We start from the raw sequence: 25,193 nt of genomic DNA, 5'->3' as shown, positions 1-25,193 counted from the left end.
CGCTCGCCTTGTAACTCACTGTGAGGTTACGCAGCGTTACTTGGATGCGTCAAGCCGAATGGTCTGTACCGCCCCATTAGAGGGGTGTGACCGGCGGCGTTGCCAATCCTGGTACGGTAGATGGCGCAATCTCGACGTCCTTTAAGGTCCGTCCCGTGAGGCGGAGAAGGAGGTCCGTTTTCATATGGACACCAAGAATTCCGGTGCCGCTCGGCCCGTTCTCGAGGGCCCCGACATCGCGCGGGCACTGACCCGCATCGCCCACGAAATCGTGGAACGCGCCAAGGGCGCCGACGACGTGGTACTGCTCGGCATCCCGACCCGCGGCGTCTTTCTGGCCCAGCGTCTCGCGGCCAAGCTCGACGAGATCACCGGCCGCTCCACTCCGGTCGGCTCGCTCGACATCACCATGTACCGCGACGATCTGCGGATGCATCCGCCGCGGGCCCTCGCTCGTACGGACATCCCCGGCGACGGCATCGACGGCCGGCTCGTCGTGCTCGTCGACGACGTCCTGTTCTCCGGCCGCACGATTCGCGCGGCCCTCGACGCGCTCGGCGACATCGGCCGACCGCGCGCCGTGCAGCTCGCGGTCCTCGTCGACCGCGGCCACCGCGAACTGCCCATCCGTGCCGACTACGTCGGCAAGAACCTCCCCACGTCGCTGCGGGAGACGGTCAAGGTCCAGCTCGCCGAGGAGGACGGTCGCGACACCGTGCTGCTCGGTGACAAGCCGACCGTCCCGGCCGGCGAGCAGTAGCGCCTCGGTTCACCCACTCCGCCCGAGTGCGAGCGCTGCGCGCCCGCATGCCCGAAACCTCCAGATTCCGCATGGAGCTCTCCAGATGCTGAGTTCTCCCGGGGGACACCCCCAGACCACCGGCCACCTGATCTCGGCCGCCGACCTCTCTCGCGACGACGCCGTTCTCATCCTCGATACCGCGGAGGAGATGGCCCGGGTCGCCGACCGGCCCATCAAGAAGCTGCCCACCCTGCGCGGACGTACCGTGGTCAACCTCTTCTTCGAGGACTCCACCCGTACCCGGATCTCCTTCGAGGCGGCGGAGAAGCGGCTCTCCGCCGACGTCATCAACTTCACCGCGAAAGGCTCGTCCGTCTCCAAGGGCGAGTCCCTGAAGGACACCGCGCAGACCCTCGAGGCGATGGGTGTCGACGCCGTCGTCATCCGGCACGGCGCCTCCGGGGCTCCCTTCCGGCTCGCCACCTCGGGCTGGATCGACGCAGTCGTCATCAACGCGGGCGACGGCACCCACCAGCACCCCACCCAGGCTCTGCTCGACGCGTTCACCATGCGCCGACGCCTGCTCGGGCGTGACGCCGGACTCGGCCAGGACCTCGCCGGCCGCCGCATCACACTCGTCGGCGACGTGCTGCACAGCAGGGTCGCCCGGTCCAACGTCGACCTGCTGCACACCCTCGGAGCCGAGGTCACCCTGGTCGCCCCGCCCACGCTGCTGCCCGTCGGCGTCGAGACCTGGCCCTGCGAGGTCTCCTACGACCTCGACCGGGTGCTCTCCAAGTCCGATGCCGTGATGATGCTCCGCGTCCAGCGCGAGCGGATGAACGCCGCCTTCTTCCCCACCGAGCGCGAGTACTCGCGACGGTACGGGCTCGACGGAGACCGGATGGCCAAGATGCCCGGCCACGCCCTCGTGATGCATCCCGGCCCGATGGTCCGCGGCATGGAGATCACCGCCGACGTCGCCGACTCGGACCGCTGCACCGCCATCGAGCAGGTGACCAACGGCGTCTCCATCCGCATGGCCGTCCTCTACCTGCTGCTCGGCGGCAACGAGCCCGCCGTCACCCACACGCGCCCGACGGCTGACGAGGCCGGCCGTGCCGCCACCACAGACTTCGAGGAGAAGTGACGACCATGAGCAAGATCCTGATCCGTGGTGCGAAGGTACTCGGCGGCGAAGCGCAGGACGTTCTGATCGACGGCGAGACGATCGAGGCAGTCGGTACCGGTCTCGAGGCCGAGGGCGCCCAGGTCGTGGAGGCGGAGGGCAAGGTGCTCCTCCCGGGACTCGTCGACCTGCACACGCATCTGCGCGAGCCCGGCCGCGAGGACTCCGAGACCGTACTGACCGGCACCAAGGCCGCCGCACGCGGTGGCTGGACCGCGGTGCACGCGATGGCCAACACCTTCCCCGTCGCCGACACCGCCGGCGTCGTCGAGCAGGTCTGGCGGCTCGGCAAGGAGTCCGGCTACTGCGACGTACAGCCGATCGGCGCCGTCACCGTCGGACTCGAGGGCAAGCAGCTCGCCGAGCTCGGCGCGATGCACGACTCCGCCGCCGGCGTGCGGGTCTTCTCCGACGACGGCAAGTGCGTGGACGACGCCGTGATCATGCGGCGGGCCCTCGAGTACGTGAAGGCGTTCGACGGAGTCGTCGCCCAGCACGCCCAGGAGCCGCGGCTCACCGAAGGCGCCCAGATGAACGAGGGCCTGGTCTCCGCCGAACTCGGCCTCGGCGGCTGGCCCGCGGTCGCCGAGGAGTCGATCATCGCCCGCGATGTGCTGCTCGCCGCGCACGTCGACTCCCGGGTGCACATCTGCCACCTCTCGACGGCCGGTTCCGTGGAGCTCGTGCGCTGGGCCAAGTCCAAGGGCTGGAACGTCACCGCCGAGGTCACCCCGCACCACCTGCTCCTCACCGACGAGCTGGTCCGCAGCTACAACCCCGTCTACAAGGTCAACCCGCCGCTGCGCACCGAGGCCGACGTGCTCGCGCTGCGCGAGGCGCTCGCCGACGGCACCATCGACATCGTGGCCACCGACCACGCGCCGCACCCGCGCGAGGACAAGGACTGCGAGTGGGCCGCGGCCGCGATGGGCATGGTCGGCCTGGAGACCGCGCTGTCCGTCGTCCAGGAGACGATGGTCGACACGGGGCTCCTCGACTGGGCCGGCGTCGCCGAGCGGATGTCCCTCGCCCCGGCCCGTATCGGCCGTCTCGCCGGGCACGGACGCCCCGTCTCGGCAGGCGAGCCCGCGAACCTCACCCTGGTCGATCCGGCATACCGTGGAGCGGTGGACCCCGCGGGCTTCGCGTCCCGCAGCCGCAACACTCCCTACGAGGGCCGCGAGCTGCCGGGCCGGGTCACCCACACGTTCCTGCGGGGCCGGCCGACGCTCATGGACGGGAATCTCGCGTGACAACTGATCGACTCACCCAGGTGCTCCTTGCCGCCGAGAAGAAGTCGGCCGAGGTCACGGACTGGTCCGCACGTATCGGCTGGCTCGTCGGGCTGGCCCTCTTCGTCGCGCTCGTCTACTGGCTGATGCGCCAGGGCTGGAAGTGGCGCGGCACCCTGCAGGGCGACCTGCCCGAGCTGCCGGCCACCCCCGATGACGCCGGGACCGCCACCCTGACCATGAGCGGCCGCTACCACGGCTCGACCACCGCCGGGCAGTGGCTGGACCGGATCGTCGCGCACGGACTGGGTACCCGCAGCCGGGCCGAACTGACGCTCAGCGACGCCGGCCTCGACGTCGTACGCCCCGGAGCCACGGACTTCTTCGTCCCGCGGGCCGCACTGCGCGAGGCGCGGCTCGACAAGGGCATCGCCGGGAAGGTGCTCACCGAGGGCGGACTGCTCATCGTGACCTGGGCCCACGGCGAGCGACTGATCGACTCCGGCTTCCGCTCCGACCACGCGGCCGAGCAGGCCGCCTGGGTCGAGGCCGTCAACTCCATGACGGCGACCGCCGGCTCCACCGACACGGCCGGTTCCACGGACACGGCCGACTCCATCGACACCACCAAGCACACCGACACGACGGAAGGCGCCGCACGATGACGACCTCCACCAGGGGAACCGCCCGCCAGGCGGCTCCCGCCGCACTCGTCCTCGAGGACGGCCGGATCTTCCGCGGCCGCGCCTACGGGGCCGTGGGGGAGACCTTCGGCGAAGCCGTGTTCTCCACCGGCATGACCGGTTACCAGGAGACCCTGACCGACCCGTCGTACCACCGGCAGGTCGTCGTGATGACCGCACCGCACGTGGGCAACACGGGCGTCAACGACGAGGACCCCGAGTCCGCCCGGATCTGGGTGTCCGGGTACGTGGTGCGCGACCCCGCGCGCGTGCCCTCCAACTGGCGCTCCCGTCGTTCCCTCGACGAGGAGCTCGACCAGCAGGGCGTCGTCGGCATCAGCGGCATCGACACCCGTGCCCTGACCCGGCACCTGCGCGAGCGCGGCGCCATGCGCGTCGGCATCTTCTCCGGTGACGCCCTTGCGGACGAGAACACCCTCCACGCGCGCGTGCAGAACGTCCCGCAGATGAAGGGCGCCGACCTCTCCGCCGAGGTCGCCACCAAGGAGACCTACGTCGTCCCCGCGATCGGCACCAAGCGGTTCACCGTCGCCGCAGTCGACCTCGGTATCAAGGGCATGACCCCGCAGCGGATGGCAGAGCGCGGCATCGAGGTGCATGTGCTGCCCGCCACCGCGACGCTCGACGACATCTACGCGATCCGGCCCGACGGAGTGTTCTTCTCCAACGGCCCCGGCGACCCGGCGACCGCCGAGCACCCGGTCTCCGTGATGCAGGGCGTCCTGGAGCGCGGCACCCCGCTCTTCGGTATCTGCTTCGGCAACCAGATCCTCGGCCGGGCCCTCGGCTTCGGCACCTTCAAGCTGAAGTACGGCCACCGGGGCATCAACCAGCCCGTTCAGGACCGCACCACGGGCAAGGTCGAGGTCACCGCGCACAATCACGGCTTCGCCGTGGACGCGCCCCTCGACAAGGTCTCCGACACTCCCTACGGACGCGCCGAGGTCTCCCACGTCTGCCTCAACGACGACGTGGTCGAGGGCCTGCGGCTGCTCGACAAGCCCGCCTTCAGCGTCCAGTACCACCCCGAGGCGGCGGCAGGACCGCACGACGCCGCCTACCTGTTCGACCGCTTCGTAGAGCTCATGGCAGAAAAGGGAGCCCAGCGTGCCTAAGCGCACCGATATCCAGTCCGTCCTGGTCATCGGCTCCGGCCCGATCGTCATCGGCCAGGCCGCCGAGTTCGACTACTCAGGCACCCAGGCCTGCCGCGTACTCAAGGCCGAGGGCCTGCGCGTCATCCTGGTGAACTCCAACCCCGCGACGATCATGACCGACCCGGAGATCGCCGACGCCACGTACGTCGAGCCGATCACGCCCGAGTTCGTCGAGAAGATCATCGCCAAGGAGCGCCCTGACGCGCTGCTGCCCACCCTGGGCGGCCAGACCGCGCTCAACACCGCGATCTCGCTGCACGACTCCGGATCGCTCGAGAAGTACGACGTCGAGCTCATCGGCGCCGAGGTCGAGGCGATCAACAAGGGCGAGGACCGCGACCTCTTCAAGGAGGTCGTCGAAGCCGTCAACGCCAAGATCGGGCACGGCGAGTCCGCACGCTCGGTCATCTGCCACTCCATGGACGAGGTACTCGCCGGCGTCGACACCCTCGGCGGCTACCCCGTCGTCGTACGCCCCTCGTTCACCATGGGCGGCGCCGGCTCCGGCTTCGCGCACGACGAGGAGGAGCTGCGCCGTATCGCCGGACAGGGCCTCACGCTCTCCCCGACCACCGAGGTGCTCCTGGAGGAGTCGATCCTCGGCTGGAAGGAGTACGAGCTGGAGCTGATGCGCGACAGGAACGACAACGTCGTGGTCGTCTGCTCCATCGAGAACTTCGACCCGATGGGCGTGCACACCGGCGACTCGATCACCGTCGCGCCTGCCATGACGCTCACCGACCGTGAGTACCAGCGGCTGCGCGACGTCGGCATCGCGATCATCCGCGAGGTCGGCGTCGACACCGGCGGCTGCAACATCCAGTTCGCGATCGACCCCGTGGACGGCCGGGTCATCGTGATCGAGATGAACCCGCGCGTCTCGCGGTCCTCCGCGCTCGCCTCCAAGGCCACCGGCTTCCCGATCGCCAAGATCGCCGCCAAGCTGGCCGTCGGCTACACGCTGGACGAGATCCCGAACGACATCACCGAGAAGACCCCCGCGTCCTTCGAGCCGACGCTCGACTACGTGGTGGTCAAGGCCCCGCGCTTCGCCTTCGAGAAGTTCCCCTCGGCCGACTCGACGCTCACCACCACCATGAAGTCCGTCGGCGAGGCGATGGCCATCGGCCGCAACTTCACCGAGGCCTTCCAGAAGGCGCTGCGCTCGCTGGAGAAGAAGGGCTCACAGTTCACCTTCGTCGGCGAGACCGGCGACAAGACGGAGCTTCTGCGCGAGTCGGTCCGACCGACCGACGGCCGGATCAACCTCGTCATGGAGGCCATCCGTGCCGGCGCCACCCAGGAAGAGGTCTTCGACGCGACGAAGATCGACCCCTGGTTCGTCGACCAGCTCTTCCTCATCAAGGAGGTCGCCGACGAACTGGCCGCCGCCGAGCGCCTGGACGCCGACCTGCTCGCCGAGGCCAAGCGGCACGGCTTCTCCGACCACCAGATCGCCGAGATCCGCGGCCTGCGCGAGGACGTCGTCCGCGAGGTCCGGCACGCGCTCGGCGTGCGCCCCGTGTACAAGACGGTCGACACCTGCGCCGCCGAGTTCGCCGCGAAGACCCCGTACTTCTACTCCTCCTACGACGAGGAGAACGAGGTCGCGCCCCGCGAGAAGCCCGCGGTGATCATCCTGGGTTCCGGGCCCAACCGCATCGGGCAGGGCATCGAGTTCGACTACTCCTGTGTGCACGCCTCCTTCGCCCTGAGCGAGGCCGGCTACGAGACCGTGATGGTCAACTGCAACCCGGAGACCGTCTCCACGGACTACGACACCTCCGACCGCCTCTACTTCGAGCCGCTCACCCTCGAGGACGTCCTCGAGGTCGTGCGCGCCGAGCAGCAGGCGGGCCCGCTCGCCGGTGTGGTCGTACAGCTCGGCGGCCAGACCCCGCTCGGCCTCTCGCAGGCGCTCAAGGACAACGGCGTCCCGGTCGTGGGCACTTCGCCCGAGGCCATCCACGCCGCCGAGGACCGCGGGGCCTTCGGCCGGGTGCTCGCCGAGGCCGGACTGCCGGCGCCCAAGCACGGCACGGCGACCACCTTCACCGAGGCCAAGACGATCGCCGACGAGATCGGTTACCCGGTCCTCGTGCGCCCGAGCTACGTGCTCGGCGGCCGCGGCATGGAGATCGTCTACGACGAGACCCGGCTCTCCGCGTACATCGAAGAGTCCACCGAGATCAGCCCCTCGCGGCCGGTGCTCGTGGACCGCTTCCTCGACGACGCCATCGAGATCGACGTTGATGCCCTCTACGACGGCCACGAGCTCTACCTCGGCGGCGTCATGGAGCACATCGAGGAGGCCGGCATCCACTCCGGCGACTCGGCGTGCGCGCTGCCCCCGATCACCCTCGGTGGGCACGACATCAAGCGCCTGCGCGCCTCCACCGAGGGCATCGCCAAGGGCGTCGGCGTCCGGGGACTGATCAACATCCAGTTCGCGCTCTCCGGAGACATCCTCTACGTCCTGGAAGCGAACCCGCGGGCCTCGCGCACCGTGCCCTTCACCTCCAAGGCCACCGCCGTGCCGCTGGCGAAGGCGGCCGCCCGCATCTCGCTCGGCGCGACGGTCGCCGAACTCCGCGCGGAGGGCCTGCTCCCGGCCACCGGTGACGGCGGCACGCTGCCGATGGACTCGCCGATCTCCGTCAAGGAGGCGGTCATGCCGTGGTCGCGCTTCCGCGACATCCACGGCCGCGGCGTCGACACCGTGCTCGGCCCGGAGATGCGCTCCACCGGCGAGGTCATGGGCATCGACTCGGTCTTCGGCACGGCTTACGCCAAGTCGCAGGCCGGTGCGTACGGACCGCTGCCCACCTCGGGGCGCGCCTTCATCTCCGTCGCCAACCGGGACAAGCGCTCGATGATCTTCCCGGCGCGTGAACTCGTCGCGCACGGCTTCGAGCTGCTCGCCACCTCCGGTACCGCCGAGGTCCTCAAGCGCAACGGCATCAACGCCACCGTCGTACGCAAGCAGTCCGAGGGCGAGGGCCCGAACGGCGAGAAGACGATCGTCCAGCTGATCCACGAGGGCGACGTCGACCTCATCGTCAACACGCCCTACGGCACCGGCGGCCGCCTCGACGGCTACGACATCCGCACCGCCGCCGTCGCACGCTCCGTGCCCTGCCTCACCACGGTCCAGGCGCTCGCCGCCGCGGTGCAGGGCATCGACGCGCTCAACCACGGTGACGTGGGCGTGCGTTCACTCCAGGAACACGCGCACCACCTGACCGCGGCCCGCGACTAGCGACCGACGAGGGGGACACCGGGAACGGTGTCCCCCTCTTCATGAGGTTCACGAGGACACGACCACCATGTACAAGTTCGTCTTCACCGCCTTCTTCAAGCGGATGGATCCCGAGCAGGCCCATCACCTGGCCTTCGCCTGGATCCGACTCGCGGCCCGCGTCCCCGTACTGCGCACCTTCGTCGCCGCCGTCCTGGCGCCGCGCTTCGAGGAGCTGCGTACCGAGGCGCTGGGCCTGCGGATGCACGGCCCGTTCGGGCTCGCCGCCGGCTTCGACAAGAACGCCGTCGCGATCGACGGTATGACCATGCTCGGCTTCGACCATGTCGAGATCGGTACGGTCACCGGCGAGGCGCAGCCGGGCAACCCCAAGAAGCGCCTGTTCCGCCTGGTCGCCGACCGCGCCCTGATCAACCGCATGGGCTTCAACAACGAGGGCTCGGCGGCCGTCGCCGAGCGTCTGCGCACCCGCAGGCCGGCCTTCAGGGCGACCGTCGGCGTCAACATCGGCAAGACCAAGATCGTCCCCGAGTCGGAGGCCGCCGAGGACTACGTCAAGTCCGCCGAGCGTCTCGCCCGCCACGCCGACTACCTCGTCGTCAACGTCTCCTCGCCGAACACGCCGGGCCTGTGCAACCTCCAGGCCACCGAGTCCCTGCGTCCGCTGCTCACCGCCGTACGCGAGGCCGCCGACCGCACGGTGACCGACCGCCGGGTCCCGCTCCTGGTGAAGATCGCGCCCGATCTGGCCGACGCGGACATCGACGCAGTGGCCGATCTCGCCGTCGAGCTCGGCCTCGACGGAATCATCGCCAGCAACACCACCATCACCCGTGCGGACCTCACCTCCGCGCCCTCGCTCGTCGAGGAGACCGGCGGCCTCTCCGGTGCCCCGCTCAAGGAGCGTTCCCTCGAGGTACTCCGACGCCTCTACGCGCGCGTGGGGGACGATCTGACGCTGATCGGCGTCGGCGGGATCGAGGACGCCGAGGACGCCTGGCAGCGAATCCTGGCCGGCGCCACGCTGGTCCAGGGCTACAGCGCCTTCATCTACCAGGGCCCCTTCTGGATGCGCTCGATGCACAAGGGCCTCGCCGCCCGTCTGCGTACCAGCCCCTACGCCACGCTCGCCGAGGCGGTCGGCGCCGACACCCGAAAGGCCACCCCATGACCTCGCTCGAACCGTTCGGTGCCCGCCTGCGCCACGCCATGGACACCCGGGGCCCCCTGTGTGTGGGCATCGACCCGCACGCCTCGCTGCTCCAGGCCTGGGGCCTGAGCGACGACATCGGCGGCCTGGAACGCTTCACCCGCACGTGCGTGGAGGCGCTCGCCGACCGGGTCGCGGTGCTCAAGCCGCAGTCCGCGTTCTTCGAGCGGTTCGGCTCGCGGGGGGTCGCCGTCCTGGAGAAGGCCGTCGAGGAGGCGCGGGCCGCGGGCGCGCTGGTCCTGATGGATGCCAAGCGCGGCGACATCGGCTCGACCATGGGTGCCTACGCGGCGGCCTTCCTCGACAAGGACTCGCCGCTGTTCTCGGACGCGCTCACCGTCTCCCCGTATCTCGGCTTCGAGTCTCTGCGGCCGGCGCTGGACGCGGCGGTCGTCTCCGGCGCGGGTGTCTTCGTCCTGGCGCTCACCTCCAACCCGGAGGGCGCCGAAGTACAGCGCGCCACGGCAGCGGGGGGCTCCTCGCTCGCCCAGGTCATGCTCGACCACATGGCGGCCGAGAACGCGGGCGCGACGCCGCTCGGCTCGGTCGGCGCCGTCGTCGGCGCGACCCTGGGCGACGCGCGCGCCGATCTCGCGATCAACGGGCCGCTGCTCGCACCGGGTATCGGCGCCCAGGGCGCGACGCCCGCCGATCTGCCCGGCGTCTTCGGCGACTCCGTACGGAACGTGGTGCCGTCCGTCAGCCGCGGGGTGCTGCGGCACGGCCCGGACGCCGCCGCGCTCCGCGACGCCGCGGACCGTTTCAGTGACGAGGTGCGTGCGGCCGTCGCCGGCTGAGTCCAAGCCGCGACGAGCCACGGACACGAAGGGCCGCCCTCGGCGCCGGATGCGGGCGAAACCGGCGCCGGGAAGGCGGTCTTTCGCGTTCCGCGGGGATGGGGTAGGGCGCATGGCGGCCACCGGATCCCTCTTCACAGCCGAAATCTCGTGCGTTTTGTCGGATATGTGCGGTTCGGCGCAGGCTGACCAGGACTTTTCCGCTGTTCTCGCTGACTCGAGAGGTGTTGACCGCTAGTCTCCGTCGGGTGGGGGCACCGCCCACGCCCGTCGTCCCTTACGGGAGGTCGGGCACGCGTTGCTCGTTGCTCCCCAGGTGTGGGGCAACTAGGTTCCTCACCGGTCCGTATCCGACAGTTCGACTACCGAGGTGACGTAGGCGTGGCTCTTCCGCCCCTTACCCCTGAACAGCGCGCAGCCGCGCTCGAAAAGGCCGCCGCGGCTCGCCGGGAGCGGGCCGAGGTCAAGAATCGACTCAAGCACTCCGGTGCGTCTCTGCATGAGGTGATCAAGCAGGGCCAGGAGAACGATGTGATCGGCAAGATGAAGGTCTCCGCTCTCCTGGAGTCCCTGCCCGGCGTCGGCAAGGTCCGCGCCAAGCAGATCATGGAGCGTCTGGGCATCTCCGAGAGCCGCCGCGTGCGGGGTCTCGGGTCCAACCAGATCGCGTCCCTGGAGCGTGAGTTCGGCTCAACTGCCGCCTGACGGTCCCGGGCACTCCCGCGAACCTGGATAATCGCTGCATGGCAGCAACATCCCGGGGGGAAACCCCCGTACCCCCGGCAGTGGCTTCGCAGGGGGCGGCTCCCGTCCCCCAGGATTCGCGTCCGCGGCTGACCGTGCTCTCCGGCCCCTCAGGGGTCGGCAAGAGCACGGTCGTCGCGCATCTGCGCAAGGAGCATCCCGAGGTCTGGCTCTCGGTGTCGGCCACGACCCGGCGGCCCCGCCCGGGCGAGCAGCACGGCGTCCACTACTTCTTCGTCTCCGACGAGGAGATGGACAAGCTCATCGCCAACGGTGATCTCCTCGAGTGGGCCGAGTTCGCCGGCAACCGCTACGGCACCCCCCGCAGGGCCGTCGCAGAGCGTCTCGAGAACGGCGAGCCCGTACTCCTCGAGATCGATCTGCAGGGCGCCCGCCTGGTGCACGAGTCCATGCCCGAGGCGCAGCTCGTCTTCCTCGCACCGCCAAGCTGGGAAGAGCTGGTCCGCCGGCTCACCGGTCGCGGCACCGAGGCGCCCGAGGTCGTGGAGCGGCGCCTGGAGGCGGCACGCGTCGAGCTGGCGGCCGAGGCGGAGTTCGACGCCACCCTGGTCAACACCTCCGTCGGAGACGTCTCCCGCGAGCTGCTAGCCTTGATGAACGTTGACTGATCAGTTGTCTGGTCATTTCCACCCCCTTTCGGAAGGTAGAGCGTGTCCTCTTCCATGACTGCGCCCGAGGGCATCATCAACCCGCCGATCGACGAGCTCCTCGAAGCCACCGACTCGAAGTACAGCCTGGTGATCTACGCGGCCAAGCGTGCCCGCCAGATCAACGCGTACTACTCGCAGCTCGGCGAGGGCCTCCTCGAGTACGTCGGTCCGCTGGTCGACACCCATGTCCACGAGAAGCCGCTCTCGATCTCGCTGCGTGAGATCAACGCGGGGCTGCTGACCTCCGAGGCCATCGAGGGCCCGGCCCAGTAATCCAGAACGCTTCTCACCACAGGCCCGGCGGAGCAACCGCCGGGCCTGTGGTGTGTCATGAGTGAGTACGGTTCGCCAGCAGGGGAGACGCAGTGGACAAGCCGAAGGTCGTTCTGGGGGTCAGCGGCGGGATCGCCGCCTACAAGGCGTGCGAGCTGCTGCGCCGGCTCACCGAGTCCGGGCACGACGTTCGCGTCGTCCCCAGCGAGTCGGCGCTCCACTTCGTCGGCGCCGCGACCTGGTCGGCGCTGTCCGGGCACCCGGTGTCCACCGAGGTCTGGGACGACGTGCACGAGGTCCCGCACGTGCGCATCGGCCAGGGCGCCGACCTGGTGATCGTCGCCCCTGCCACCGCCGACCTGCTCGCCAAGGCCGCTCACGGCATGGCCGACGACCTGCTCACCAACACCCTGCTCACCGCCCGCTGTCCGGTCGTCTTCGCCCCCGCCATGCACACCGAGATGTGGGAGCACCCGGCCACCCGCGAGAACGTCGCCACTCTGCGCCGCCGCGGTGCGGTGGTCGTCGAGCCCGCCGTCGGCCGGCTCACCGGCGTCGACACCGGTAAGGGCCGGCTGCCCGACCCGGCGGAGATCTACGAGGTCTGCCGTCGCGTCCTCGCGCGCGGCTCGGCCGAGCCCGACCTCGCGGGGCGGCACGTCGTCGTCAGCGCGGGCGGCACGCGCGAGCCCCTCGACCCGGTCCGTTTCCTCGGCAACCGGTCGTCGGGCAAGCAGGGATACGCGCTGGCTCGTACCGCGGCCGCCCGCGGAGCCCGGGTCACGCTGCTCTCGGCCAACGCCGGGCTGCCCGACCCGGCCGGTGTCGACGTCGTCCACGTGGGCACCGCCGTACAGCTCCGTGAGGCGGTCCTGAAGGCCGCCGCCGACGCGGACGCCGTGGTCATGGCCGCCGCAGTGGCCGACTTCCGGCCCGCCAGTTACGTCACCGGCAAGATCAAGAAGAAGGACGGGCAGGATCCCGATCCGGTCGCCCTGACCCGCAACCCGGACATCCTCGCCGAGGTGGCGGCCGAGCGTTCCCGGTCCGGCCAGGTCGTGGTGGGCTTCGCCGCCGAGACCGACGACGTTCTGGTCAACGGCCGCGCCAAACTGCGGCGCAAGGGCTGCGATCTGCTCGTGGTCAACGAGGTCGGCGAGCGCAAGACCTTCGGCTCCGAGGAGAACGAGGCCGTCGTGCTCGGCGCGGACGGCAGCGAGACCACGGTGCCGTACGGTCCGAAGGAAGGTCTCGCGGACACGGTGTGGGATCTGGTGGCTGCCCGGCTCGATCACGGGTGACTTTCGCCCGTCCGGGCCTCCCAAAACACGGGATTTGGGGCACCTGCCCTCTGGCGAAGACGTATCTTCGTACCGGAGAATGCCGTGCTGCAGGTCACAGGGCTTCCAATAAGCGAGACACAGAGCCCAGTGGCCGGAAGCGACCGATAAACTGGTGGCGGTACATGCCGGGCGCAGCTCCCGGCGGTTCCGCCAATGAATAGCCAGCAGCCGCTGCAACCCCAGGGAGCGTTGTGTCCCGTCGTCTGTTCACCTCGGAGTCCGTGACCGAAGGTCACCCCGACAAGATCGCTGACCAGATCAGCGACACCATCCTCGACGCGCTTCTGCGGGAGGACCCCTCCTCCCGTGTGGCCGTGGAGACGCTGATCACCACCGGCCTGGTGCACGTGGCCGGCGAGGTCACCACCAAGGCTTATGCGCCCATCCCGCAGCTGGTGCGCGAGAAGATCCTGGACATCGGGTACGACTCGTCGAAGAAGGGCTTCGACGGAGCTTCCTGCGGGGTCTCGGTGTCGATCGGCGCCCAGTCCCCGGACATCGCTCAGGGTGTAGACACCGCGTACGAGAAGCGGGTCGAGGGCGACGAGGACGAGTTGGACAAGCAGGGCGCGGGCGACCAGGGCCTGATGTTCGGGTACGCGTCGGACGAGACTCCCGAGCTGATGCCGCTGCCGATCCACCTGGCGCACCGGCTGTCCAAGCGGCTCTCGGACGTCCGTAAGAACGGCACGATCCCCTACCTGCGTCCCGACGGGAAGACGCAGGTCACCATCGAGTACGACGGCGACAAGGCCGTCCGGCTCGACACGGTGGTGGTGTCCTCGCAGCACGCCAGTGACATCGACCTGGACTCGCTGCTCGCCCCGGACATCCGGGAGTTCGTGGTGGAGCCCGAGCTCAAGGCGCTGCTCGACGACGGCATCAAGCTGGACACCGACGGCTACCGGCTGCTGGTCAACCCGACCGGGCGCTTCGAGGTCGGCGGCCCGATGGGCGATGCCGGCCTGACCGGCCGGAAGATCATCATCGACACCTACGGGGGCATGGCCCGGCACGGTGGTGGTGCGTTCTCCGGCAAGGACCCGTCCAAGGTGGACCGTTCGGCCGCGTACGCGATGCGCTGGGTGGCGAAGAACGTGGTGGCCGCCGGTCTCGCGGCCCGCTGCGAGGTGCAGGTCGCGTACGCGATCGGCAAGGCGGAGCCGGTGGGTCTGTTCGTCGAGACCTTCGGCACGGCGACGGTGGACGTGCACAAGATCGAGGCCGCGATCTCCACGGTCTTCGACCTGCGTCCCGCGGCGATCATCCGCGACCTGGACCTGCTGCGGCCGATCTACGCGCAGACCGCCGCGTACGGCCACTTCGGCCGCGCCATCCCGGACTTCACCTGGGAGCGCACCGACCGCGTCGACGCCCTGCGGGCAGCTGTCGGCGTGTAACACCTGCAGCGTCATCGCGAAGCCCCCTGTTGCCCGTGGCGGCAGGGGGCTTCGTGCTGTCGCCGGCGGGGCCGTTGTCGGAGGGGTCTGATAGGGATGGGGCTGTGAGCAGCGAGAACGAGGACAGCGAGGGCGCGGAAACCGCGCCGCCCGAGCAGCTCGCGCTCATCCGCGAGTCGGTGCGCCAGGCCAAGGTGCCCCGGGCGAAGCCCCGGACCTGGCGCGGCGCCAACGTTGCCGCCGAACTCCCGGTCGCGCGCGTCCTGGTGGACAAGGGCGTCCTCCATCTCGACCGCTACTTCGACTACGCAGTCCCGGAGGAGCTCGACGCAGAGGCGCAGCCCGGAGTCCGGGTCCGGGTCCGTTTCGGGGCAGGCCGGCACCAGGTACGTGGGGGACGCCGCGAGGGCGGTGGCCTGATCAGCGGCTTCCTGATCGAGCGCCGGGCCGAGTCGGACTACTCGGGCCCGCTCGCGGCTCTCGCCCAAGTCGTCTCGCCGGAGCCGGTGTTGGGGCCCGAACTGCTCGGGCTCGCCCGTGCCGTCGCCGACCGTTACGCGGGCAGCCTCGCCGACGTACTCACCCTGGCCGTGCCGCCGCGCAACGCCCGCGCCGAGCGCAAACCGTCGCCGGATCCGCTGCCCCCGCCGCCGGCGCCCGAGCCGGGCACCTTCACGCGCTACGAGAACGGGCCGGCGTTCCTTGACGCCCTGGCCGGCGGCGGCTCCCCCCGGGCTGTGTGGAACGCGTTGCCGGGGCCGTACTGGGCCGAGGAGTTGGCGCGGGCCGTGGCCGCGACCCTCGCCTCCGGGCGGGGCGCGCTCGTGGTCGTACCGGACGGAAGGACCGCGGGGAGGGTCGACGGTGCGCTGACCGAGCTGCTGGGCACCGGACGGCACGCCCTGCTGACCGCGGACGCGGGACCGGAGAAGCGCTACCGCGAGTGGTTGGCCGTCCGCCGCGGTGCGCTGCGAGCCGTGGTCGGCACCCGGGCCGCGATGTTCGCTCCCGTACAGGACCTCGGTCTGGTGGCCGTCTGGGACGACGGGGACGGCAGCCACAGCGAACTGCACGCGCCGCAGCCGCATGCCCGCGAGGTCCTGCAACTCCGTGCGGCGCTCGACAGATGCGCCTTCCTGGTCGGCGGTCACAGCTGCACGGTGGAGGCCGCGCAGCTCGTGGAGAGCGGCTGGGCACGGCCGTTGGTGGCCGAGCGTTCCCAAGTGCGGGCCGCGGCGCCGCTGGTGCGGACGGTCGGTGACGGCGATCTGGCCCGCGACGAGGCGGCGCGCGCGGCCCGGCTGCCCACCCTCGCCTGGCAGACCGTACGCAAGGGGCTCGAGGCCGGGCCTGTACTGGTGCAGGTCCCGAGGCGCGGATACGTGCCGCGGCTCGCCTGCGACCGGTGCCGGGCACCCGCCCGCTGCCGGCACTGCGCGGGGCCGCTCGAGGCGCACGACACGGGGCCGCCGACCTGCACCTGGTGCGGACGTGGCGAGAGTGACTGGCACTGCCCCGAGTGCGGCGGATTTCGGCTGCGCGCCCAGGTGGTGGGGGCGCGGCGGACCGCGGAGGAGCTCGGGCGGGCCTTCCCGGCGGTGCCGGTGCGGACCTCGGGGCGTGAGCAGATCCTGGACACCGTGCCGGGTGGTCCCGCGCTCGTCGTCTGCACACCGGGGGCCGAGCCGGTGGCCGAGGGCGGTTACGCGGCCGCGCTGCTGCTGGACGGCTGGGCCATGCTGGGGCGGCCCGACCTACGGGCCGGTGAGGAGGCGCTGCGCCGCTGGATCGGGGCGTCGTCCCTGGTGCGGCCGCAGAGCGCGGGCGGCACCGTGGTGGTGGTCGCCGAGCCGACGCTGCGGCCGGTGCAGGCCCTGGTGCGCTGGGATCCCGTCGGGCACGCGGTGCGGGAACTCGCGGACCGTACGGAGCTGGGTTTTCCGCCGGTGTCGCGGATGGCCGCGGTGTCCGGGCGGGACGAGGCGCTCGCCGAGTTCCTGGCTACTGCTGAACTGCCTGATGCCGCCGAGGTGTTGGGCCCCGTCCCGCTGCCGGTGACCGATCCGGGACGGCCGAGCAGGGCCGGTGGACCGCCGCCGGGCGAGCAGTGGGAGCGGGCGCTGGTGCGGGTGCCGCCGGGTAGTGGAGCGGCGCTCGCCGCAGCTCTGAAGGCGGCGCAGGCCGCCCGGATGGCACGGAACAACCGGGCGGACGGCGACGCGGTACGGATCAGGATCGATCCGCCGGACATCGGGTGAGCGCGCACCGGATGCTTGTGCGGACGTCGGCCGTGGCACGGCCCCGCGCCCGGGCTGCGTAGGCTCCTCGGCATGAGTGAGGTTGGCGGGCTGCGTGAACGCAAGAAGCTGCAGATGTACCGACGGCTGTCGGACACGGCCATCGGGCTGTTCCTGGAGAAGGGCTTCGAAGGCGTGACGGTCGCCGACGTCGCGGCCGCCGTGGACATCTCCAAGCCGACGCTCTTCCGCTACTTCCCGGCCAAGGAGGACCTCGTCCTGCACCGTCTCGCCGACCATGCGGGGGAGGCCGCCCAGGTGGTCGCGGGGCGGGCCGACGAGTACTCGCCGCTCGCGGCGCTGCGGCGGCATTTCCTGGACGGCCTCGACCGGCGCGATCCGGTGACCGGTCTCAACGACGACGCCGAAGTGCTCGCCTACCACCGCCTCGTCTACACGACCCCGTCGCTCGTGGCTCGGCTGCACGCGTATGTGGAACGGAATGAAAGCGCTCTGGCCGACGCCCTGCGCGCAGCGGCGGGCGGCGCCGTCCAGGCCCGGCTCGCTGCCGGGCAGATCGTCGCCGTGCAGCGCATCCTCGCGCAGGAGAACTGGCGGCAGATCAAGGACGGCCGAGCGGCGGACGATCTCCACCCCGAGGCGGCCGAGGTGGCCGATGCCGCGTTCGCCCAGCTCGAGGCCGGGTTGCCGCGGCTGGCGTGAGTGCGCGTGAGGCAACCGGATAAAAAACGTTACTCGGTTGCATTATGCTGGTGGAATGCCAAGCCCCGACTCCGCACTCAGTGACGCCCTCAGTCAGGAGCGCGCCCACCACGACGCGTGCCGCGCCGCGCTCGACCGTATGGTCGACGGCGCCCGTGATCAGGTCGTGGTCGGCGAGAACGTCTCCGCGTCCGGCGCCGACGCCGAAGTCCTCGGCCGTCAACTCCGCACCCAGTACAAGGAGTTGCGGGAACTGCCGCCCGGTCCGCTCTTCTTCGGCCGCCTCGACTTCGCAGCGGACCCGCGCACCGCGGCGGACCACGCCGGGCAGACGTACCACATCGGTCGTATGCGCATCACCGACCACCCGTCGGCCCCGCCGCTCGTGGTCGACTGGCGGGCACCGGTGGCGCGTGCCTTCTACCAGGCGAGCGCCGGCGAACCGCAAGGCGTCGCGGTCCGGCGCCGATTCGGCTGGTCGCCGTCCGGCCGGGGCGAATCCGACGAGCTGACCGGCCTGGAGGACGAGCATCTGGACGAGGGCGGGTCCGGGGGCGAGACGCACGAGAGCCGCATCGTCACCGGAGAGATCGAGCGCCCGCGGATCGGTCCGATGCGCGACATCGCGGCGACGATCCAGCCGGAGCAGGACGACCTGGTACGTCAAGGGCTGGGCGTCAGCCTCTGCGTCCAGGGCGCCCCGGGCACAGGCAAGACCGCCGTCGGGCTGCACCGCGCCGCGTACCTCCTCTACACCTCCCCGCGGCGCATCCAGCGCGCCGGCATGCTGATCCTCGGGCCCAACCGCGCCTTCCTCTCCTACATCTCCGAGGTCCTGCCCTCGCTCGGCGAGACCGGAGTGCGGCAGTCCACGCTCGGCGACGAGATCGCCCGCCATCCGGTGACCGTGCGGGACAGCGAGGCCGCGGAGATCCTCAAGCACGACGCCCGCATGGCGGACGTCCTGCACCGCGCGCTCTACGCATGCGTACGGACGGACCTGGCGACGCCGCTCGTCGTGCCTGACGGCTCCTACCGCTGGCGGGTGTCGGGGGACGAACTGCAGCGGATCGTGCTCGACGTGCGCACCGAAGGGCCCGCCCACGCGGTGGGGCGGGAGCGCGTCCGCACGCGCATCGTCGGCGCGGTCCAGGTGCAGGCCGAGCGCCGGGCGGGACCCCGTACCCGCGCCTGGACCCAGAAGATCTCCCGGGCCCGGCCGCTCACCGCACTGCTCGACGCCGTATGGCCCTCCGTACAGCCGGAGCGGGTGCTCGGTGATCTGCTGACCCGTGCCGACGTGCTGGCGGCAGCGGCCGACGGGCTGCTCGGACCGGACGAGCAGCGGGAGTTGCTGCGCGACACACCCCGGCGCGCGGGCGGCTGGTCGGAGGCCGACCTGGTGCTGCTCGACGAACTCGCCGGACTCGTCGAACGGCCCGCCGGCTACGGGCATGTGGTGGTCGACGAGGCGCAGGACCTGTCTGCCATGCAGTGCAGGGCCATCGCCAGGCGCTCGTCCTCCGGATCGCTCACCGTGCTCGGCGACCTGGCGCAGGGAACCGCGCCGTGGGCTGCCGGCGGCTGGGCGGGGTTCCTCGCGCAGCTCGGGAAGCCGGACGCCACGATCGCCCCGCTCACCACCGGGTTCCGCCTCCCGGGCGCTGTCGCGGAGCTGGCCAACGGGATCCTCGGGCAGCTGGATGCCGAGGTGGCTCCCGCCCGGTCGCTGCGCCGCGACGGCGAGGTGACGATCGAGGCGGCGGACGACACGGCGGCGGCGACAGTCGCGGCGGTACGGACCGCCCGGGAACGAGCCGGGTCGGTCGGCGTCATCGCCGCCGACGCGGACGCCCCGGGGCTCCACGCGGCGCTGAGCGCGGCCGGCCTCCATGCGGCGGGCCCGGAATCGCTCGGGGCCGGCGTCACCGTCGTCCCCGCATCGGCGGCCAAGGGCCTCGAGTACGACCATGTGGTCGTGGTCGAGCCGGCGGCGATCGTCCGGGCCGAGAGGCGCGGCCTGAACCGGCTCTACGTGGCGGTCACCCGGGCCGTCTCGTACCTGCACATCGTCCACCGCGAACCGCTGCCGTCCGCGCTGCGCCCGGCCTGACGCGGGTGGGCCCCGTCGAGGCCGAGCGGACATGCCGATGCCCCCGCCAGGAGGAAGCGGGGGCATCCGTACGACCGGACCAGGGCCGTGGCGAGCAGAGTCGGCGACTGCTGCCGAGCAGGTGGCCCGGGACCAGGGCGCAGCGCGGGGGTCAGCCGTGGCGCGGGCCGGGGAACGCCCCGGGCCGAGGCTCTTCGCGCAGCACGGGACTGCCCGAGGTCGGCTGGGTCGGCATGGCGCGAGCCGCCGGAACCGACGGCAGGGGAGTGCCTGCGACGGAGACCGGACGGGACGAGCCGTCGGTGGCTCGCTCTGCCTCGGCAGCGGCCTGGGTGGTGGCACGCCGGGCGCCGTACCGCCGGTGCACCGCCTGCTTGGTGACGCCGAGCGCGGAGCCCACCGCGTCCCACGAGAAGCCGAGGGAGCGGTCGAAGTCGACGGCCGCCGTGACCAGGGTCTCCACGCTGTCGCGCAGTTCCTGGGCGAGACGGACGGTCGGCGCGGGCGCCCGACCGTAGACGACGAATCCTGTGGAGGGTCCTGAGCGGCGCGGTCGGTAGACGTTGCCGAGCTGGGCGGTGAGGGTGCGCAGTGCGTCCACCTGCCGGCGGACCCGCTCGATGTCCCGCACCAGGAGGTGCAGGCTGGCCCGTGCCTGTGCGTCGTGGGTTGCGTGGTCGGCCATGAACAAGCCTCTCGAACCGGCGTTGAAAAGGAAGAGGGCCGTCTGCGCGGCCCACGGGGTCAAATCTTTCTTGACCAACGCGCCACCCGTCGATGTAGTCACGGTGCAGGGGCGTGTGGGCATACGTACGGGGCGCACGGTGCATCCCGCGCCCCCTTGTGCCCGGGCGCGGACACAGTCGCAGCCGGCTCGTCCCGCAGCGCCCGGCCGCCTCGTACGTACGCGGCGAGTGGCCCATAGACTGGTGCGCTGCTCGCCAAGTACCCCGCCCGAGAGGCAGTCGCCCACCGATGAAGCTGGTCTTCGCAGGCACCCCCGAGGTCGCCGTCCCCGCGCTTGACGCCCTGATCGACTCCGGCCGGCACGAGGTGGCCGCCGTGATCACCCGCCCCGACGCACCGGCCGGGCGCGGGCGCCGGCTGGTGGCGAGTCCGGTGGCGGAACGCGCCCAGGACGCCGGTATCGAGGTGCTCAAGCCGAAGCGTCCGCGCGACGAGGAGTTCCTGGCCCGGCTCCGCGAGATCGGCCCCGACTGCTGTCCGGTGGTGGCCTACGGCGCGCTGCTCCCCAAGGCCGCCCTCGACGTACCGGCCCGCGGCTGGGTCAATCTGCACTTCTCGCTGCTGCCCGCCTGGCGTGGTGCCGCGCCCGTGCAGCACGCCGTGATGGCCGGTGACGAGATCACCGGAGCGTCCACGTTCCTGATCGAGGAAGGGCTCGATTCGGGCCCGGTCTACGGCACGGTCACCGAGCAGGTCCGTGCCACCGACACCAGTGGTGACCTGCTCACCAGGCTCGCCTTCGCGGGCTCCGGGCTGCTCGCGGCCACGATGGACGGGATCGAGGACGGCAGTCTGCAGGCCGTGCCGCAGCCGATCGACGGGATCTCGCTCGCGCCGAAGATCACCGTGGAGGACGCGCGGATCGACTGGTCGGCGCCGGCGCTGCGAGTGGACCGGGTGGTGCGCGGATGTACTCCGGCGCCGGGCGCCTGGACGGAGTTCCGCGGCGAGCGGCTGAAAATCATCGCCGCCCAACTGCTGGCGGACCGTACCGATCTGGCGCCGGGGCAGCTCGACGCCGGCAAGAACAATGTGTACGTCGGCACCGGCTCGCACGCCGTGGAACCGCTCTGGGTGCAGCCGCAGGGGAAGAAGCCGATGCGTGCCGCGGACTGGGCGCGTGGTGTCCGTATCGCCGCGGGGGAGACGCTCGGCGGCTGACCGGGCACGCGTGACGGCGGTCGGCGCCCGTCGGGCAGGGGGCCTCGCGCGGGTGGCCGGCGGGTTGCCACCCGTTAGCCTTGACGGGCCAGTTCATCCAGGATCCGGAGCACCTTTTTCGTGTCTGACCAGCAGCGTCGCCGCCCAAAGAAGCCGGCCAAGCCGTACCGCCGACCGCAGAAGGACCCGGTACGCATCCTCGCCTTCGAGGCGCTGCGGGCGGTGGACGAGCGGGACGCCTACGCGAACCTGGTGCTGCCGCCGCTGCTCCGCAAGGCCCGCGAGAAGGGCGACTTCGACAACCGCGACGCCGCACTCGCCACCGAACTCGTCTACGGCACGCTCCGCAGGCAGGGCAGCTACGACGCGGTCATCGCAGCCTGCATCGACCGGCCGCTGCGCGAGGTGGACCCGCCGGTGCTCGACGTACTGAGCCTCGGCACGCACCAGCTGCTCGGCACCAGGATCCCCACCCACGCGGCGGTCTCGGCCAGTGTGGAACTGGCCAGGGTCGTCCTCGGCGACGGCCGTGCCAAGTTCGTGAACGCCGTGCTGCGCAAGGTCTCCGCGGACGATCTGGACACCTGGCTGGAGAAGGTGGCTCCGTCCTGGGACGACGACCCCGAAGACCATCTCTCGGTGGTCCACTCCCACCCGCGGTGGATCGTCTCCGCGCTGTGGGACGCGCTGGGCGGGCCACGCGCCGGCATCGAGGACCTGCTCGAGGCGGACAACGAACGGCCCGAGGTCACCCTGGTCGCCCGCCCCGGCCGCACCACGGCCGACGACCTCCTCACCTCCGCCGGCTCCGACGCGGCACTGCCCGGACGCTGGTCCCCGCTCGCCGTACGCCTGGCCGAGGGCGGTGAACCGGGCGCTGTCGAAGCGGTGCGCGACGGGCTCGCCGGCGTGCAGGACGAAGGCAGCCAGCTGGTCGCGCTCGCGCTGGCCGCGGCCCCCGTGGAAGGAACCGACAGGCGCTGGCTGGACGGCTGTGCGGGCCCCGGAGGCAAGGCGGCGCTGCTCGCCGGGCTCGCCGCGGAGCGCGACGCGCTCCTCGTCGCCTCCGAGCTGCAGCCGCACCGTGCGGGGCTCGTGCAGCAGGCACTGGCGGGGAATCCGGGGCCGTACCAGGTGATCGCCGCCGACGGGACGCGTCCGGCGTGGCGGCCCGGCAGCTTCGACCGGGTCCTGATGGACGTGCCGTGCACCGGCCTCGGCGCCCTGCGCCGCCGCCCGGAGGCCCGCTGGCGCCGTCGGCCCGCGGACCTCGACGGGTTCGCGCCGCTGCAGCGGGCGCTGCTGACCGAGGCGTTGGCGGCGGTGCGCCCCGGAGGGGTCGTCGGGTACGCCACCTGCTCGCCGCACCTCGCGGAGACCAGGGCCGTCGTGGACGACGTACTGCGCGCGCGGGACGACGCCGAACTCCTCGACGCCCGCCCGTTCATGCCCGGCGTCCCGGCCCTCGGCGACGGCCCCGACGTCCAGCTCTGGCCGCACCTGCACGGCACGGACGCCATGTACCTGGCGCTGATCCGGCGCACGGCGTAGCGACGGCCGCGCCCCGTCACCGCCTCGGGGACGAGCCGTGGCGGACCGCCGGTGGCAACCGCCCTGGGGCATGGCAGGCTTGGGGCATGGCAGTTCAGATCAGCCCCAGCATCCTGTCCGCGGATTTCGCGCGGCTCGCCGACGAGGCCAAGGCGGTCGACGGCGCCGACTGGCTCCACGTCGACGTCATGGACAACCACTTCGTCCCGAATCTGACGCTCGGGGTTCCGATCGTGGAGTCGCTGAGCCGCGCGACCGACACCCCGCTGGACTGCCACCTGATGATCGACGAACCGGACCGCTGGGCTCCGGGCTTCGTCGAAGCCGGCGCCGGCTCGGTCACGTTCCACGCGGAGGCCGCCGCCGCGCCCGTGCGGCTGGCCCGGGAGATCCGTGCCAAGGGTGCCCGCGCCTCGATGGCCCTGAAGCCGGCCACTCCGATCGAGCCCTACGAGGATCTGCTTCCCGAGCTCGACATGCTCCTGGTCATGACCGTGGAGCCGGGCTTCGGCGGGCAGGCGTTCCTCGACATCATGCTGCCGAAGATCCGCCGTACTCGTGAGCTCATCTCCAAGCACGGCCTCGAGCTCTGGCTGCAGGTCGACGGCGGTGTCTCCGACTCGACGATCGAGCGGTGCGCGGAGGCCGGCGCGGATGTGTTCGTCGCCGGATCGGCCGTCTACGGCGCCGACGACCCGGCCGCCGCCGTGCGCGCCCTGCGGGAGAAGGCCGCCGCCACAACCGCCTCCGCGGCCTGGGCGTGCGGCCACTGAGCCACGGCTCGGTGAACTGCTGCCCCTCAGGACTGATCAAGTACCGCCGGATCTGCAAGGATGAACGGCGAGCCGAAGTGAAATTGTGAACAGCAGTGAGGAGATCGCCGTGTCTGGCATGTCGGCGGGTCGGCCAGCCCTTCGGATGGGCCCCGCTGAACTGGTGCAGGCGGCGGCCATGGCCCGCCGCTTCTACCTCGAGGGCAAATCCAAGATCCAGATCGCGGAGGAGTTCGGCGTCAGCCGGTTCAAGGTCGCGCGGGTTCTGGAGACAGCGCTAGAGCGCGACCTCGTGAGGATCGAGATCAGGGTGCCCGCGGAGCTCGACGCGGAGCGGTCCGACCGCCTGCGGGCGCGGTACGGACTGCGGCACGCGGTCGTCGTGGAGTCACCCGCGGAGGACGTGGAGGAGTCGCCCGACCCGGAGAACCTCGGCGAGGTGGCAGCCGACCTGCTCGGTGAGCTGGTGAACGAGGGCGACGTCCTCGGCCTCGCCTGGGGCCGCTCCACCATCCACATGGCCGCAGCCCTCGACCGGCTGCCGCCGTGCACGGTCGTCCAGCTGACGGGGGTGTACGACGCGGGGACCGCCGAGCGCGGCTCCGTCGAGGCGGTCCGCCGCGCCGCCCAGGTGTCCGGCGGCGAGGCGCACCCGATCTACGCACCGATGCTGCTTCCCGACCCGGCCACCGCGGCCGCGCTGCGCAATCAGACCGGGATCGCCCGTGCCTTCGAGTACTTCGACAAGGTCACGGTCGCGGCAGTCTCCATCGGCTCCTGGGAGCCCGGTATCTCCACCGTGCACGACATGCTGAGCGACGAGGAGCGGGCCCACTACGCCTCGCTCGGCGTCGCCGCCGAGATGTCCGCGCACCTCTTCGACGCCGAGGGACGCCGGGTCGGACGCGATCTGGGGGAGCGGTGCATCACCGTCGAGGCCGACCGGCTGCGGCGGATCCCCGAGGTGGTGGCGATCGCGGGCGGCCGGCGCAAGGCGGAGGCCATCGACGCGGTGCTGCGGTCCGGCCTGGTGACCAGCCTGGTCACCGACACCGCGGCCGCCGACTACCTCTTCGAGGCGGGCCCCGAACCGCGCCCCGCCCTGGACCGCGAGGACCCGGACGAGTCGGAGTAGGAGCGCGCGGGTGCGCGGGGCGCCGCCGCTGC

The 25,193-nt window shown here is 71.3% G+C and carries 21 protein-coding genes; 20 read left to right on the top strand and 1 reads right to left on the bottom strand.

What is annotated here, in order from left to right; all coding sequences use genetic code 11:
* The first annotated feature begins 184 nt into the window (after positions 1 to 184).
* The 16 genes from pyrR (at position 185) to DSC45_RS08180 (ending at position 19,794) form a co-directional block, all read left to right on the top strand.
* A complete protein-coding gene (gene pyrR / locus DSC45_RS08255) occupies positions 185 to 760 on the top strand; it encodes a bifunctional pyr operon transcriptional regulator/uracil phosphoribosyltransferase PyrR (RefSeq protein WP_119288640.1) in 576 nt (191 codons plus the stop codon).
* Positions 761 to 845: 85 nt separating this feature from the next.
* Positions 846 to 1,892: an aspartate carbamoyltransferase catalytic subunit gene (locus tag DSC45_RS08250; RefSeq protein ID WP_119288638.1), complete on the top strand. Its 1,047-nt coding sequence runs from the start codon at positions 846 to 848 to the stop codon at positions 1,890 to 1,892.
* A 5-nt stretch (positions 1,893 to 1,897) separates the two neighbouring features.
* On the top strand, positions 1,898 to 3,184 hold the full coding sequence (locus tag DSC45_RS08245) for a dihydroorotase (RefSeq protein ID WP_119289195.1): 1,287 nt from the start codon (positions 1,898 to 1,900) through the stop codon (positions 3,182 to 3,184).
* Positions 3,185 to 3,204: 20 nt separating this feature from the next.
* Complete coding sequence (locus tag DSC45_RS08240) at positions 3,205 to 3,828, top strand: PH-like domain-containing protein (protein ID WP_119288636.1); 624 nt, start codon at positions 3,205 to 3,207, stop codon at positions 3,826 to 3,828.
* Positions 3,825 to 4,982 (top strand): glutamine-hydrolyzing carbamoyl-phosphate synthase small subunit, encoded by a 1,158-nt coding sequence (gene carA, locus DSC45_RS08235; protein WP_119288634.1) that lies wholly within the window; start codon positions 3,825 to 3,827, stop codon positions 4,980 to 4,982. The genes DSC45_RS08240 and carA overlap by 4 nt, the downstream gene beginning before the upstream one ends.
* Entirely contained in the window at positions 4,975 to 8,283 is a 3,309-nt protein-coding gene (gene carB, locus DSC45_RS08230) for a carbamoyl-phosphate synthase large subunit (RefSeq protein ID WP_119288632.1), read from the top strand. The genes carA and carB overlap by 8 nt, the downstream gene beginning before the upstream one ends.
* A gap of 67 nt (positions 8,284 to 8,350) precedes the next feature.
* Positions 8,351 to 9,454, top strand: coding sequence for a quinone-dependent dihydroorotate dehydrogenase (locus DSC45_RS08225; RefSeq protein WP_119288630.1), 1,104 nt, complete (start codon positions 8,351 to 8,353; stop codon positions 9,452 to 9,454).
* Positions 9,451 to 10,290 (top strand): orotidine-5'-phosphate decarboxylase, encoded by an 840-nt coding sequence (pyrF, locus tag DSC45_RS08220; RefSeq protein ID WP_119288628.1) that lies wholly within the window; start codon positions 9,451 to 9,453, stop codon positions 10,288 to 10,290. The genes DSC45_RS08225 and pyrF overlap by 4 nt, the downstream gene beginning before the upstream one ends.
* 381 nt (positions 10,291 to 10,671) lie before the next feature.
* Entirely contained in the window at positions 10,672 to 10,995 is a 324-nt protein-coding gene (locus DSC45_RS08215; protein WP_119288626.1) for an integration host factor, read from the top strand.
* 38 nt (positions 10,996 to 11,033) lie between these two features.
* Positions 11,034 to 11,663 carry a guanylate kinase gene (gene gmk / locus DSC45_RS08210; RefSeq protein ID WP_119288624.1) on the top strand — a complete coding sequence of 210 codons (630 nt, stop codon included), beginning with the start codon at positions 11,034 to 11,036 and terminating at the stop codon, positions 11,661 to 11,663.
* Between the two features lie 42 nt (positions 11,664 to 11,705).
* On the top strand, positions 11,706 to 11,978 hold the full coding sequence (gene rpoZ, locus DSC45_RS08205; protein ID WP_119288622.1) for a DNA-directed RNA polymerase subunit omega: 273 nt from the start codon (positions 11,706 to 11,708) through the stop codon (positions 11,976 to 11,978).
* 92 nt (positions 11,979 to 12,070) lie between these two features.
* A complete protein-coding gene (gene coaBC / locus DSC45_RS08200) occupies positions 12,071 to 13,279 on the top strand; it encodes a bifunctional phosphopantothenoylcysteine decarboxylase/phosphopantothenate--cysteine ligase CoaBC (RefSeq protein ID WP_119288620.1) in 1,209 nt (402 codons plus the stop codon).
* 233 nt (positions 13,280 to 13,512) lie between these two features.
* Positions 13,513 to 14,721: a methionine adenosyltransferase gene (gene metK / locus DSC45_RS08195; RefSeq protein ID WP_119288619.1), complete on the top strand. Its 1,209-nt coding sequence runs from the start codon at positions 13,513 to 13,515 to the stop codon at positions 14,719 to 14,721.
* 104 nt (positions 14,722 to 14,825) lie between these two features.
* Positions 14,826 to 16,979: a primosomal protein N' gene (locus DSC45_RS08190; protein WP_119288617.1), complete on the top strand. Its 2,154-nt coding sequence runs from the start codon at positions 14,826 to 14,828 to the stop codon at positions 16,977 to 16,979.
* A 72-nt stretch (positions 16,980 to 17,051) separates the two neighbouring features.
* Positions 17,052 to 17,681: a TetR/AcrR family transcriptional regulator gene (locus tag DSC45_RS08185; protein WP_119288615.1), complete on the top strand. Its 630-nt coding sequence runs from the start codon at positions 17,052 to 17,054 to the stop codon at positions 17,679 to 17,681.
* Positions 17,682 to 17,736: 55 nt separating this feature from the next.
* Positions 17,737 to 19,794: a HelD family protein gene (locus DSC45_RS08180; RefSeq protein WP_119288614.1), complete on the top strand. Its 2,058-nt coding sequence runs from the start codon at positions 17,737 to 17,739 to the stop codon at positions 19,792 to 19,794.
* A 151-nt stretch (positions 19,795 to 19,945) separates the two neighbouring features.
* On the opposite strand, the gene DSC45_RS08175 is transcribed toward DSC45_RS08180, so the two are convergent.
* Entirely contained in the window at positions 19,946 to 20,479 is a 534-nt protein-coding gene (locus DSC45_RS08175; RefSeq protein ID WP_119289193.1) for a hypothetical protein, read from the bottom strand.
* Positions 20,480 to 20,769: 290 nt separating this feature from the next.
* On the opposite strand from DSC45_RS08175, the gene fmt reads away from it, so the two are divergent.
* The 4 genes from fmt to DSC45_RS08155 all read left to right on the top strand — a co-directional run bounded on the left by fmt (position 20,770) and on the right by DSC45_RS08155 (position 25,161).
* A complete protein-coding gene (fmt, locus tag DSC45_RS08170; RefSeq protein WP_119288612.1) occupies positions 20,770 to 21,702 on the top strand; it encodes a methionyl-tRNA formyltransferase in 933 nt (310 codons plus the stop codon).
* A gap of 120 nt (positions 21,703 to 21,822) precedes the next feature.
* Positions 21,823 to 23,253: an RsmB/NOP family class I SAM-dependent RNA methyltransferase gene (locus DSC45_RS08165; RefSeq protein WP_119288611.1), complete on the top strand. Its 1,431-nt coding sequence runs from the start codon at positions 21,823 to 21,825 to the stop codon at positions 23,251 to 23,253.
* 86 nt (positions 23,254 to 23,339) lie between these two features.
* Positions 23,340 to 24,026: a ribulose-phosphate 3-epimerase gene (gene rpe / locus DSC45_RS08160; RefSeq protein WP_119288609.1), complete on the top strand. Its 687-nt coding sequence runs from the start codon at positions 23,340 to 23,342 to the stop codon at positions 24,024 to 24,026.
* An 85-nt stretch (positions 24,027 to 24,111) separates the two neighbouring features.
* Positions 24,112 to 25,161, top strand: a complete 1,050-nt coding sequence (locus DSC45_RS08155; protein ID WP_119288607.1) for a sugar-binding transcriptional regulator — start codon at positions 24,112 to 24,114, stop codon at positions 25,159 to 25,161.
* The last annotated feature ends 32 nt before the right edge of the window (positions 25,162 to 25,193 follow it).

The sequence above is a fragment of the Streptomyces sp. YIM 130001 genome (genome assembly GCF_003574445.1).
GTDB lineage: Bacteria > Actinomycetota > Actinomycetes > Streptomycetales > Streptomycetaceae > Streptomyces.
This window is presented reverse-complemented; position numbering and strand designations above follow the sequence as displayed.

Coding starts and splice junctions, on each gene's coding strand:
- pyrR (WP_119288640.1), top strand. CDS start 185: ATGGACACCAAGAATTCCGGTGCCGCTCGGCCCGTTCTCGAGGGCCCC.
- DSC45_RS08250 (WP_119288638.1), top strand. CDS start 846: ATGCTGAGTTCTCCCGGGGGACACCCCCAGACCACCGGCCACCTGATC.
- DSC45_RS08245 (WP_119289195.1), top strand. CDS start 1,898: ATGAGCAAGATCCTGATCCGTGGTGCGAAGGTACTCGGCGGCGAAGCG.
- carA (WP_119288634.1), top strand. CDS start 3,825: ATGACGACCTCCACCAGGGGAACCGCCCGCCAGGCGGCTCCCGCCGCA.
- DSC45_RS08225 (WP_119288630.1), top strand. CDS start 8,351: ATGTACAAGTTCGTCTTCACCGCCTTCTTCAAGCGGATGGATCCCGAG.
- pyrF (WP_119288628.1), top strand. CDS start 9,451: ATGACCTCGCTCGAACCGTTCGGTGCCCGCCTGCGCCACGCCATGGAC.
- gmk (WP_119288624.1), top strand. CDS start 11,034: ATGGCAGCAACATCCCGGGGGGAAACCCCCGTACCCCCGGCAGTGGCT.
- DSC45_RS08185 (WP_119288615.1), top strand. CDS start 17,052: ATGAGTGAGGTTGGCGGGCTGCGTGAACGCAAGAAGCTGCAGATGTAC.
- DSC45_RS08180 (WP_119288614.1), top strand. CDS start 17,737: ATGCCAAGCCCCGACTCCGCACTCAGTGACGCCCTCAGTCAGGAGCGC.
- DSC45_RS08175 (WP_119289193.1), bottom strand. CDS start 20,479: ATGGCCGACCACGCAACCCACGACGCACAGGCACGGGCCAGCCTGCAC.
- fmt (WP_119288612.1), top strand. CDS start 20,770: ATGAAGCTGGTCTTCGCAGGCACCCCCGAGGTCGCCGTCCCCGCGCTT.
- rpe (WP_119288609.1), top strand. CDS start 23,340: ATGGCAGTTCAGATCAGCCCCAGCATCCTGTCCGCGGATTTCGCGCGG.